General features: G+C 53.2%; 10 protein-coding genes and 1 tRNA gene. 3 read left to right on the top strand and 8 right to left on the bottom strand.

Features of this window, described 5'->3' with window-relative positions:
* The 4 genes from QNK41_RS21780 to QNK41_RS21765 all read right to left on the bottom strand — a co-directional run.
* On the bottom strand, positions 1-2,756 hold a 2,756-nt coding region (locus QNK41_RS21780), incomplete at its 3' end, for an insulinase family protein (RefSeq protein ID WP_319261600.1).
* Positions 2,757-3,035: 279 nt separating this feature from the next.
* A complete protein-coding gene (locus QNK41_RS21775; protein WP_319261598.1) occupies positions 3,036-3,539 on the bottom strand; it encodes a hypothetical protein in 504 nt (167 codons plus the stop codon).
* A gap of 149 nt (positions 3,540-3,688) precedes the next feature.
* Entirely contained in the window at positions 3,689-3,958 is a 270-nt protein-coding gene (locus tag QNK41_RS21770; RefSeq protein WP_319261596.1) for a hypothetical protein, read from the bottom strand.
* Between the two features lie 218 nt (positions 3,959-4,176).
* The gene (locus tag QNK41_RS21765) at positions 4,177-6,057 is read right to left on the bottom strand and encodes a SurA N-terminal domain-containing protein (RefSeq protein ID WP_319261603.1); all 1,881 of its coding nucleotides are present in this window, start codon (positions 6,055-6,057) and stop codon (positions 4,177-4,179) included.
* Positions 6,058-6,588: 531 nt separating this feature from the next.
* Between QNK41_RS21765 and QNK41_RS21760 the strand changes: the two genes are divergently transcribed.
* A tRNA-Ala gene (locus QNK41_RS21760) sits at positions 6,589-6,664 on the top strand.
* A 61-nt stretch (positions 6,665-6,725) separates the two neighbouring features.
* Here QNK41_RS21760 and QNK41_RS21755 read toward each other — a convergent pair.
* The 4 genes from QNK41_RS21755 to QNK41_RS21740 all read right to left on the bottom strand — a co-directional run bounded on the left by QNK41_RS21755 (position 6,726) and on the right by QNK41_RS21740 (position 8,127).
* Positions 6,726-6,911 carry a hypothetical protein gene (locus QNK41_RS21755; RefSeq protein ID WP_319261594.1) on the bottom strand — a complete coding sequence of 62 codons (186 nt, stop codon included), beginning with the start codon at positions 6,909-6,911 and terminating at the stop codon, positions 6,726-6,728.
* Positions 6,908-7,369, bottom strand: coding sequence for a putative molybdenum carrier protein (locus QNK41_RS21750; protein ID WP_319261592.1), 462 nt, complete (start codon positions 7,367-7,369; stop codon positions 6,908-6,910). The genes QNK41_RS21755 and QNK41_RS21750 overlap by 4 nt, the downstream gene beginning before the upstream one ends.
* Before the next feature lie 94 nt (positions 7,370-7,463).
* Positions 7,464-7,856 (bottom strand): response regulator, encoded by a 393-nt coding sequence (locus QNK41_RS21745; protein ID WP_319261589.1) that lies wholly within the window; start codon positions 7,854-7,856, stop codon positions 7,464-7,466.
* A 1-nt stretch (position 7,857) separates the two neighbouring features.
* On the bottom strand, positions 7,858-8,127 hold the full coding sequence (locus tag QNK41_RS21740) for a Smr/MutS family protein (protein ID WP_319261588.1): 270 nt from the start codon (positions 8,125-8,127) through the stop codon (positions 7,858-7,860).
* Between the two features lie 636 nt (positions 8,128-8,763).
* On the opposite strand from QNK41_RS21740, the gene aroB reads away from it, so the two are divergent.
* Both aroB and QNK41_RS21730 read left to right on the top strand, forming a co-directional pair.
* The gene (aroB, locus tag QNK41_RS21735) at positions 8,764-9,798 is read left to right on the top strand and encodes a 3-dehydroquinate synthase (RefSeq protein ID WP_319261585.1); all 1,035 of its coding nucleotides are present in this window, start codon (positions 8,764-8,766) and stop codon (positions 9,796-9,798) included.
* Between the two features lie 225 nt (positions 9,799-10,023).
* Positions 10,024-11,118, top strand: a complete 1,095-nt coding sequence (locus tag QNK41_RS21730; protein ID WP_319261582.1) for a DUF3524 domain-containing protein — start codon at positions 10,024-10,026, stop codon at positions 11,116-11,118.
* The last annotated feature ends 221 nt before the right edge of the window (positions 11,119-11,339 follow it).

Below are 11,339 nucleotides of genomic sequence, written 5' to 3'. Positions count from 1 at the left end.
TGCCGCAGCTCTTTGATCGATGTGAGAATCGGGTCGACTGCCCGCGCCAGTTCATCGGCCGCAATTCGATTTCGGGCCAGATCGCCGGCAATGGTTTTGACTTCCCTCAACACGGTGTCGGTCTGATCCGGGGCCACATTGACATACGCTTGAAATACACCGTAGCCTTTATAAGCGCGGCTGGCTCGGTTAAAGGCATACGGAGAATAGGACGCACCCAGTTTTTCCCGTATGCGCTGCCTGAGGCGCTCGGAGAAGACATCGGCAAGAACAGACAGCCGACGGGTCCGGCTGATGTCCCAGAAGTCTCCCGTCTGCCAGGCAGCAACGACCATGGCCTTTGGAATCTGGGTGTCCACATCGATGCGGTCGACGGTTCCCGCCGGCAGATGGGGCAAATCGATTCTGGGATTTTCCGCGTTGGGGCTTCGATCGGACAATGATCCCAAATAGCGCCGGGCCAGTTCGATGACTTCATTTTCATCAACGTCGCCGACAACGGACAGTTCCAATGGGGCGCCGGCCAATTGAGGTGCGATCCAATTCCGGATGTCATCCAATCGAATGGCCTGGATTTTCTCAAACGGCGGCATGCCGAAACGGCTGTCTCCCCCGGCCAGAAAACGCAGCCCCTTGATTCTCATCATTCCTTCGATGGATCGGGAGAATGACTGATAATCCTGACTCAACCGTTCGCGGGCCAGTGTCAAGGCGTCATCACGGAAACCGGGATCCATCAAGTGAGCATAGATCAACTGAAAAAGCAGCGGCACTTCGGCGGAGACGGTTTCCCCGAAAAAATTGAAATGGGTCTCGGTAATCCTGAAATCCACGTAGGTGCTTTTGCCGGCCAGGGCTTGCTCCAGTTCATTGGTATCCATGGCTCCCAGGCCGCTTTCATTGACAGTCGCTTCGGCAAGCAGGGAGATGCCCGGAAGGGTGTCTGGCTCTTCGGATATACCGTGGCCGAAAATCAGGTTGACCAGAACCTCGTTGGTCTTGTAATTGGTGCGTTTTATATTGATCTGGATGCCGTTGCCGAGCCCGATGCGGGTTATGCCCAGGTCTTCCACGACTTCCCGTGAGGCGATGACGCCGATGTTTTCCGGTTCCGGCAGATAGGGAAATGAGGCAATGGCCCGGACCTCGGGCCGATGGACCACGGTGCTTGCCGATGCCAGGTAGGTATCGCGAATCAGAGATTCCGGGTTTTTCGGTGATTGTCTCTTCAAATCGGCGTTGCCGGTGATCAGGATCAGTCGATGGTCATCCGTCCAATTCTCATCAAAGGCCTGATGAACATCAGCCAAGGTGACGGATTTTACCATGGGGGCCAAATTGGCTTTTTCCTGATCGGGGGATTGGATAACCCGGTCGCCGGCAAGATGTCGAATAATGGCCCGGGCCAACGTCGTACTGTTTCGGGTGGGTGCTTCCCTGACCGCGTTATCCAACATCTTCAGCGTAACCTTTTTAACCCGCGACAGTTCGGCTTCGGTAAACCCATACAGTCGGGCCCGTCGCAACTCCTGCTCTAGAACCGCAAGGGTCTGCTGCCAGTTTTCAGTGCTGCTATCTGCAGAGATGTCTGCATAACGGATGCGGTTCAGATAGATGCCTGAGCCAACGGCCGCAGCGGTGAAGGGTGCTTCTGGTGCTTTCAGTCGGGCATCCAGGCGATTCTGAACGATCCGGTCTGCCATGCCTTCCACCATTTCCCGGTGCCGAAGGGCCAGTGAATCCGAAACACGGTCGTAGGCCTGAAGGACTTCTATACTGACTGTCGTTCCTCCTACTTCGGGTTCATAATGGTGGAAGATCTTCAAGCCCTTGTGATTGACCGTACCTATCGGCGGCGGGGCGGAGGCAGTTGCCCGGGGGGCTAAATCGCTGAACTGTGCGTCGATTAACTGCTCAGCCAGGGGGATAGGAAAATCACCCACCAGGACCAATACCATGTTGTCCGGCCGGTACCAGTCATCATAAAACCCTTTAAGGAGCGGCCGGTCCGCATTTGCGATTATTTCCGTCTTGCCGATGGGCAGCCGTTTGGACACCAGGAGGTTTGGAAGCTCAAAGTCAAGTGAGGCTTCAAACGTTCGGTAACCGGCTGAATCCCGGGAGCGCATTTCTGCGAGAATAACCCCGCTTTCCCGCTTAACTTCCTCCTCCAGCAGCAGTGCACCTGTAGCATAATCGTGCATTACCAGCAGGCCCTTTTTCAGGTTCTCCTCATTCCCTGACGGCAGGATGATGTCGTAAACGGTTTCGTCGAACCCCGTGTGGGCGTTAGCGTCGTTGCCGAATTGCATACCGATACTCTGAAAATACCTGATCAGTTCACCAGGGGGGAAATGAGTCGAACCGTTGAATAGCATGTGTTCGAGGAAATGGGCGAGTCCCTGCTCTGCTTCCGTTTCGTTCAAACTGCCGGCCCGGATGTAAAGGTGAACACTGACCCGGTCTTCCGGACGATTGTTTTCCATAAGGACATACCGAAATCCGCTGGCAAGCCGGCCGAAAGTGACGGATGGATCAGACGCCAGGTCACTTTTTTCCTGCGGCCATGGCGGGTATGGCAGCCCACCGTTTTCCGGCTGTTCCGCTCCAGCAGGCGACGTGGATAGTGTTGATGCGGACAGGTCGGTGTTCGGGAACGGACCCACCCATCCCATCAGCACCAGTGCCACTGCCATGGCTGCAATGTTTAGCCGTACACTTCCTCTCTTACCTTTTATCGCGCGGATGTGAATCATTTGCATCCCTTTTAATCGGTTCGCTTCAATTCAACGGGTCTGTCCCACTGACAGCATTCAGATAGTAATACAGCGCTGGAGAAAGGCAATGGATGCTTAAAGGCTTGGCAGCAGGGTGTTGAAAAACGATTGCCCAGGCCTGCCTGCGTGCACAACGTGTTTTCAACACCCTGATAGAAGAAGAAAGCCTTCTGGTTCCATCTGTCAGATGGCGCGACCGGAAGGCTTTATATATACCGATACAGATAATTTGTTGTTCGAACCGTTTTCGATGAATGATTATTTCTTCTTTTTAACGTAAAGGCCGCGGGAGAGGGTCTCGATTTTGCCTTTTTGGGTCAGCTTATAGAGCGCATTGCTCACCTGACGGGCCTCAAGGCCTGCTCGTTTCTTCAGCCGTTCAACGGTGATTCCACTTCTGCTTCTGCTGATCATCCCGAGGATGCTGTCGAGCATGGTGGGTCCGCCCGCGTTAACGGGAGCTTTCGGTTTCGCTATGGCCGGCGCTTTTTTTTTTGCTGCTTTTTTTTTTGCCGCTTTTTTTTTCGGTGCCGCTTTGGATTTTTTAGCCACTGCCTTGGCCTTCTTTGCAGGCGCTTTTGCTTTCTTGGCTGCTTTGGCCTTCTTTGCAGGCGCTTTTGCTTTCTTGGCTGCTTTCGCCTTTTTCGCCGGTGCCGCCTTTCCACCTTCTTTTTCAATGGCCTCAGCCATTTTCTCCATCTGTTTTACAAGAGAAGACAGCGTAGTGGAAATCGCTTTTAGTTTCTTTTGAACATCTTTCATCAGCTCGAGCCTCCTTATTAAAGCGGTTTTGGCTAAGAATTTAGCTAGTTATTGTGAGCCCTAATATATTTCTCATTTATTGTCAACCCCGTTCTGCCGTGTTTTGAGCAATTCTTCTTCCACGGTCGAAGTAGATGATGGCCAAACGGTCAATTTCCGGAAACATCTTTTTTACCGGCAGTAAAAAAGGAATCCCTGATAGAAGCGCTTTGTTGATCTTGGATGGGGTAGCGGCAGGAGAGCTGAAATGCAGTCGTCGGGAGCGGCACCATGACCTTGAGAACAAAGCCGGAGAAACGAAACAATCCCGGCAGAAAAGCGCAGGGCAGACTTGCTGTCACGGCTCCCTGATAAACGCCCACCAGATATAGAGGAAGAAAAATGTCCATGCCGCGATGGCTGCCGAATATGCTTTCCAATCCGTTTTTCGTGTAGCCATCCCATTATTATTTATCTTTCCGACGGGGAGTTTGCACGACGGACAGACGTCCACGTTCAGGGACATGTACTCCATGCATTCCGGGCATTTTTTAGAAACATACCCGGTAGTATTGCCGGAATCCATCGAGGCGTGTGGTTTTTTCATGCCAACCTCATTTTGTCTTTATTAACGCAGGATAGTGCTTTTGACGTCCCGTTATTCCAGATACTCTTTCTCGATGGAAACCTGGCTGTCGGTTTTCCGTGCATCGATCCAATCCTGGATCACCGTTCTTTGCTTCTGTTGGAGGAGCATGCTGCTGATGCCGTCTTTCTCGGTTTCAAAACCATCGGCGGCAGGTATTTTTCGCTCTGATAGCCTCAGCAGGTAATAACCTGCACTTCCCTGTAACGGCCTATCGCTTGTGCTGCCGGCTGAAGACAGCTGAAAGGCCGCTTCAGTGAACGTCGGGTCCGAACCTATCTCAGGTATGGATGCATTTCGTGTAAACAAGCCGGTTTGCTTCACGCTTATGCCATAGCCGGCAGAACTCTCTTCAAACGGTTTTCCCGCATCCAGATCCGCTGACATTGCCTCGGCATCCTCACGGGCCTTGTCAGACTGCATTTTCTTGGTCAGGTCAGCTTCCACTCTTTCCTTAACTGCTTCCATCCCAGGAACGGCGGCATCGATGGTTTCCGTGGGCTGAATGAGGTAGTACCGGCCGTCGATATCCTGAATGTCGCTGATTTCATCGGTTTGGAGGGCAAAGGCGGCGGTGGCGAATGTGCCTTTGTCACTGCCCAGCGCGTCCGGACCCCGGCGGCTGAAGGCACCGGTTTCCATCACGGCAAGCTCAAGGATCTTCGCATTGTTGACCAAGTCATCCTTTTCAAAACACCTCTCGTAGAACTGCTCGGCCCTGTCGTAAGCCAGATTTTGCGCTTTCCGGCCGGTAAGGGTGTCGATTATCTGTTCTCTGCTTTGTTCAATCGTTCGCGTGGATGCTTCTTCCACGGACTCTATTTTGATGACGTGCCAACCGAACTGTGTTTTTACCGGTTCGCTGATCTCGCCGGCAGCCATGGAAAATGCCTCGTCGGCAAAAGGCTTGACCATCTGCGACTGCTGGAACTTGCCCAGATAGCCACCCCGGTCTTTGGTGGGGCCTTCAGAATAGGTCTTGGCCAGCTCGGCAAAGTCCTGTCCGCCTTTGGCCATCTTTGAGATCTCTTCCGCCCTGGTTTTGGCCGTCAGGTCTGCTTCTTCATTGGCTTCCGGATCCAGTTTAATAAGAATATGGCGCGCTTCTACTGTTTTTTCGGTTTTGAACTCGCTCATGTTGGAATCATAGTAGTCCGTGATTTCGTCTTTATCAACCTTAACCTGGTCTTTATAGGCATCCGGGTCAAACACCACGTATCGAGTTTTGACCATGGGGTCGGTTTTGTAGTTTTCTTTCTGGGCCGAAAAATAGGCGGCAATCTCTTCCGCCGAAGGCTTGATATCACTGTAGCTGGCCGGTTCAAACAAAACGTAGTCGATGTTCACCGACGTGTTTTGCCAATCATACCACTGGCGTACTTCCGCTTCGGACACCTTTGCGGCACCCATGATGATCCGGGTGAGTTTCTCACCCAGTAACACGTTTTTCTGATCCGCTTCAAACTCTTCCGGGGTGAGGTGGACTTGGGCAAGGATGTTTTGATAGCGGCGATTGTCGAAGGATCCGTTGTTCTGAAAGATTTCGGTTCTCATGATCGATTCGGCAACCTCGGCATCCGAAACCCGCAGGTCAAGTTTTTTTGCCTCCTGCAGCAGAATGGTGCGGTCGATCAATTGATTCAGTGCCTGGTTTTTGACATTGAGCATTTCAATCATGCCATCATTCAAGCTGGACCCGAAGCGCTGACGATACTGATCGATCAGGTTGTTGTAAGCGCGTCGGTATTCAGCCACGGAGATGATTTCATCGTTGACGGTGGCAACTTTGGTTGCCTCCTGGGAGCGGAAGCTACCCACGCCCCAGAATACGAATACGATTACGATAGCGAACAGGATTACTTTGATCATCCAACTGCCAGCTTGTTTCCGCATCACATTGAGCATTCACAACCTCTTCTTTAGACCAATTAACCGAGATCGATTCCGATCCCTGAACCGCGATAGCGAGCGCATTCCTCGCCGCTTGCGGCGGGGTTAGCGAGCGAACTGAAAATCGATTTTGATCCTTACGGTGCCGCGAAGCACTGCCGTTTCAGGCAGAACATTCCCCGCGGCTTGCCGCGGGGAGGGTTCAATTATATTGTCGTTGCGATCTTTTTCGGTCAACTGCCGAAACCGTCGAAATGACGCTGTTTGTGACAGGCATCGCCAATCGCTGCCTTGGCGATGCCATAGGAGACTAAAATGTCTCATCTTTTCAAACGATTGACATTAAGTGTTGCCGCGCATTTTGTCAACAGTTTACCGCCCGCCTTTGCCCGTCGGCAAAAAACAGCGGCGGACGATGCAGCCACTAATGGTGTCCGGTGGGACCGTCGACCGACAAACAGGACAATGACCATCGAAACTGAAAAATGGCATTGACATGGAAAACCGATTTTGTTAGGTTTCGTTCTTATTTTTGGGGCTGTAGCTCAGCTGGGAGAGCGCATGACTGGCAGTCATGAGGTCAGGGGTTCGAGCCCCCTCAGCTCCACCAATCAAAAACGAAAGGGGACTGCTTTATCGAGCGTCCCTTTTTTTATTGGTTCCAAGTGGCTTCAAGGCATGCAATCAGCACCATTTTGATCCGGCTGGTCGATGATTCTCACCTGCAAGCCGGGTCTGAGCGGAATGTATTCCCCCGAGCCGGTGACGATACCGATTTCATGGTGACCGCAGCAGTCGCAGGGCCGTGCGGTTACCACGCCTTCGATCTTCTCGGAGCGGATGGACGTGTTCCTCATTGCAGGGTGTGGGTCAAGATGTTGATGGTGTCCGAATAGATGGCCGGATCATGGCTGGCCCGGGGGCCGGCCACGTTGAGGGTCTCGATCCGGTTCATTTCAATCCATGAGGCGACCAGCGAACCCGCGTCCGATGGCCGCTGGCCCAGGGACAGGTCGATGTGCAGCAGATGCTTGCCGTGTTTCAAGGCCATTTTCCGGGTATAGTCGGTCCCACCTGTGGGGCTGCCACGGGAGATGATCAGGGTGCCGTCTGAATCGAGCACATTTTTTTCCGTGCGGGCTTCATATTCATCCGAGGCGGTTTCCTGCAACTGGTAATGGGCGGGCAAGGTGCCGTCTTCGGTCAGACGACCCCTGGGAATCCATCCGCCGTGGGCGATGCCCAACCGCATGGCCACGTCCAGGGCCGCTCGGTCCACGCCGGTCTGTCCACCGGAAATAATTTTTTTCAACATGGTCACGATATCCTTTAGCGTTTTATGTTAACGGTTACCGAAACGGGATGGCAGCATCGTGCCGCCTGATGATCATCCATCGTGCAAACCGGAATCAGGAGGTCGGTTGTCTTTCCATTGCACGGCTCATGGCACGACTCAGGGCCGCTTTGATCTCCTCCATGGTGGCAGGTTTACCGATTGCGCCGTCGAACCCGGCCCGCTCCAGTCGCTCGGGACTGTATAGGTGCGCATGGCCGGAAAAGGCATAAACGCAGACATCCGACCGAACCTGCTTGATCTGCTCACAGAGGTCGGTTCCATCGATCTCAGACATGATGAGATCGATGAAAATAAGGCTGAATGCGTGATTTGCCACCATTTCCAATGCCTGTTGCGGATTGTCGGTGGTCCTCGCATCAAAGCCGATGCGCCCGAGAACCTCCTTCATCATTTCCAGCTGATCGGACTCGTTGTCCACCACCAGAATGGTTCCTTTTTCGGCCATATCACGTCCTTTTCAGTGTCACCAGCGTCGCTCCCCAGCCCCCGGCATCGGCCGGTGCCGCTTCAAACGCATCAACGCGCAAATCCTTTTCCAGCAAAGCGTGCACGCGCGAACGCATCACCCCACTGCCCTTGCCGTGAATGATACGCAGGTCATAAATGTTGGATTCCAGGCAGGCCTCGATATAGTCTTGCATCAGTTTGTTGAGTTCGCCGGGGGCGAAGGTGTGAAGGTCAAGGACACCGTCGATGGGAACGACTACCGGATCCATGGTGGTCTCGCTGTTTTTGATTGAATGCGTCAGTGCTGATGCCACACATAGCGGATTGACATAAGCATAACCCAAACCGGGGCGGGGGGCAAGCCACGAAGTGGAACCCATCGTAGCCAAAAAAAAACCCTTTTAAAGACTGGCTATCAGGTATTTTACCACTGCAGCGATGGGGCCGGTCGGGAGATCGACCGTCAACGGAAATTTGGAACCTTGAGGATAATCAGCTGAAGACTTAGGGCCCTGGAAAAAAATAATTCCACATCTTTATTGCCTGAGGGCCCGTCACCTGCGTTCCATCCGCCGGCACATATCTCGATATGCGCCGGCGGGTGTGCCTTGTTGGCGAACCCACAGTCGGCGCCATATTGTGGAATTATTTTTTTCCATGACCCTTAGAACCGGCATCCTGGTATGCGCTGGCTGGCAGGGTTGAGGTCGGACCGTTATACCCGGTTTGTGTGTGGGTTCTCATCTCAGATGGATTGGCTGTTTTGGTTTTGTTAATCGCTTTAATGGTTTGGCTTTTCGATCTGATTTGACTGTGGTAAGAGACACGCTAACAATCGAGATGCATTGCCCGTTTCCAGGCCCGGTATTTCTGCTACCCTACAGACGTTAAACCGTGGTGAAACTATGAAAAAGTTGTTGGTTCGATGTGCCTCCGGTTCCTCCCAAATTATGGTGGGGGAGTCGATTGACAATCTGAAACAGTATATCGATGGGCGGCATACGGTGATCATTACCGACAGCACGGTCGCCAGGCTTTACCAAAAACAGTTTCCCGCCTGCCCAGTTATTTCCATCGATTCGGGTGAGCAGATCAAGACCCTGGAGACGGTGACGACCATTTTCAGTCAGCTGGTGGAGATGGAGGCGGATCGATCCACCCTCATTCTGGGCATCGGTGGCGGTATCGTCTGCGATATCGCCGGATTCGTGGCCTCTACCTACATGCGGGGAACGCCCTTTGGTTTTGTCTCTACCACATTGCTGTCGCAGGTGGATGCCAGCGTGGGGGGCAAAAATGGGGTGAATTTCGGTGGGTATAAGAATATGGTGGGGGTGTTCAATCAACCCGAGTTTGTCGTCTGCGACATGATGTTGCTCAAAACCCTGCCGTTCCGGGAGATCCAGTGCGGTTTTGCGGAGATTATCAAGCACGGGGCCATTGCGGATGGCCGCATGTTAGATTTTATAGAAAACCACCGGGATGCCGCCCTGGATTTGGATGGCGCCATTGTCGAGCATCTGGTTTATCGGTCGGTCGAAATCAAGGCCGGTGTGGTCACCCGTGACGAGCGTGAGCAAGGGGAGCGGCGCAAGCTGAACTTCGGACACAGCTTCGGCCACGCCATAGAAAAACTCACGGGCATCCCCCACGGCGAGGCGGTGGGCATCGGTATGGTGCTGGCGGCCACGCTATCTGTGCAAAAAGGCCTGCTGCCTCCCACGGATGCCAGGCGCCTTGAACGGATCGTCGACAGCTATGGGTTGCCCGTTCGGCCACCGGTGGACGCCCAATCCATGCTTGCGGCGATGCGCAAGGACAAAAAGCGGGTAGGGGAGAGAATCCATTTTGTTTTCCTCGACGCGCTGGGCAGTGCCTGCGTGGAAGAGATCCGTTTCGAAGAACTCCATCGACTGGTCAATGCGGTGAAGATGGGGTAAATTGAGCGATTGTCGAGCTTACCGCAGATACAAGGAAGAATCCTTTTCACTATAGTCGCCTATGTGGGAAGGTTTCTGACGCCATAGATGCGGTGAGATCGGCAATCCCAACGGGTTTTACATGTTTCAGCCTGGAATCGATGGGTTCCGAATGAAATCAGGGTGGTGTTAAATTTATAAAAATGTGAAACGCTCAGTTTAGGACAGGGTAAGCGGGACAGGCCAATGCGTTTTCTATTTTTAGAACCCTTTTACGGTGGCTCCCATCGAGACTTTGCAAAAGGTCTGGTGGCCCATTCCCGCCATGATATCCACATGGCGACCTTGCCTGCGCGATTCTGGAAATGGCGCATGCGTGGTGCGGCCCTTCATTTTGTTCAAACGATCGGTGACCTGGCATCCTTTGACGGAATCATCACCACCGGATTGATGAGCCTGGCGGATTTCACAGCCCTTTGCGGCGTATACCGTCCGCCGACGATGGTTTATCTTCATGAAAATCAACTCACCTATCCGCTGGCGCCCGGCGAGCAGATGGACCTTCAGTTCGGTTTCACCGACATCACCACGGCCCTTTGCGCGGACCGGATCCTGTTCAACTCCCATTTTCATTTCGATCAATTTTTCACCACCCTTCCCGGTTTTATCGGCCAGATGCCGGAGTTCAGGCCCCGGTGGGCCGTTGACGCCATCCACAATAAAGCTGGTGTTCTCCACCCGGGATGCCGATTTGATGCAGCTTCGCTGGAACCGGCGCCCCTTCCCCCGGGGCCACCGCTGATCGTCTGGAACCACCGCTGGGAGTATGACAAGAATCCGGAGGCTTTCTTTGACGCCCTTGATCGCGTGGACCGTATGGGGATTGATTTCAAGCTGGCCCTTTTGGGTGAGAACTATCAGGCCAAGCCCAAAGCCTTTGTTGAGGCAAAATCCCGTTTTGGCGATAAGATCGTCCAATACGGGTTTGTCCAATCGAAGGACGATTATGTGGCCTGGCTCAGGAAGGGCTTCGTCGTTATCAGTACGGCCAACCAGGAGAACTTTGGTATCGCCATTGTTGAAGCCATGCGTCAGGGTTGCCTGCCGCTGCTGCCTCACCGGCTTTCCTACCCGGAAATCCTTCCCGACACGTTCCACAGTGATTTCTTGTATCGTAACAATGATGACCTGGTGGACAAACTGGCCGGCATGTTGCGCCACCCTGAACGCTATACCGGTCACCGGCCGGTACTGGCCAATATGATGGCGCGGCATGCCTGGTCATCAGTCATCGACCGATACGACCGGGAACTGGAATTACTTTCCATGATTGGGAATTGACGAATACTGGGATTGGGGGATTTTAGTTCCACCGAAAGCAAACGGCCGGTAGACCTCCCTCCGTCACTTTTTATTAATTGACTGCGGCTGAAAGCCGCACCTTCAATTCGTCAATTCCCCAATCCCAGCATTCCCAATTATCATATTCTGTTCCTGACTTCCGAGTGACATTGACACCATGGGTGGACGCTCCTATATTGTCCGCATTGCGAAGCAATCTG

Origin of the sequence: Desulfosarcina sp. (assembly GCF_033791525.1) — a bacterium.
Taxonomy (GTDB): Bacteria; Desulfobacterota; Desulfobacteria; order Desulfobacterales; family Desulfosarcinaceae; genus Desulfosarcina.
The sequence above is the reverse complement of the archived record's forward strand: the minus strand, read 5'-3'. Positions and strand labels throughout refer to the sequence as shown.

Bases quoted from the DNA above. Each gene is read 5' to 3' on its own strand.
- QNK41_RS21755 (WP_319261594.1), bottom strand. From the start codon at position 6,911: ATGAGGAACACGTCCATCCGCTCCGAGAAGATCGAAGGCGTGGTAACC.
- aroB (WP_319261585.1), top strand. From the start codon at position 8,764: ATGAAAAAGTTGTTGGTTCGATGTGCCTCCGGTTCCTCCCAAATTATG.
- QNK41_RS21740 (WP_319261588.1), bottom strand. From the start codon at position 8,127: ATGGATCCGGTAGTCGTTCCCATCGACGGTGTCCTTGACCTTCACACC.
- QNK41_RS21765 (WP_319261603.1), bottom strand. From the start codon at position 6,057: ATGCGGAAACAAGCTGGCAGTTGGATGATCAAAGTAATCCTGTTCGCT.
- QNK41_RS21750 (WP_319261592.1), bottom strand. From the start codon at position 7,369: ATGTTGAAAAAAATTATTTCCGGTGGACAGACCGGCGTGGACCGAGCG.
- QNK41_RS21730 (WP_319261582.1), top strand. From the start codon at position 10,024: ATGCGTTTTCTATTTTTAGAACCCTTTTACGGTGGCTCCCATCGAGAC.
- QNK41_RS21775 (WP_319261598.1), bottom strand. From the start codon at position 3,539: ATGAAAGATGTTCAAAAGAAACTAAAAGCGATTTCCACTACGCTGTCT.
- QNK41_RS21745 (WP_319261589.1), bottom strand. From the start codon at position 7,856: ATGGCCGAAAAAGGAACCATTCTGGTGGTGGACAACGAGTCCGATCAG.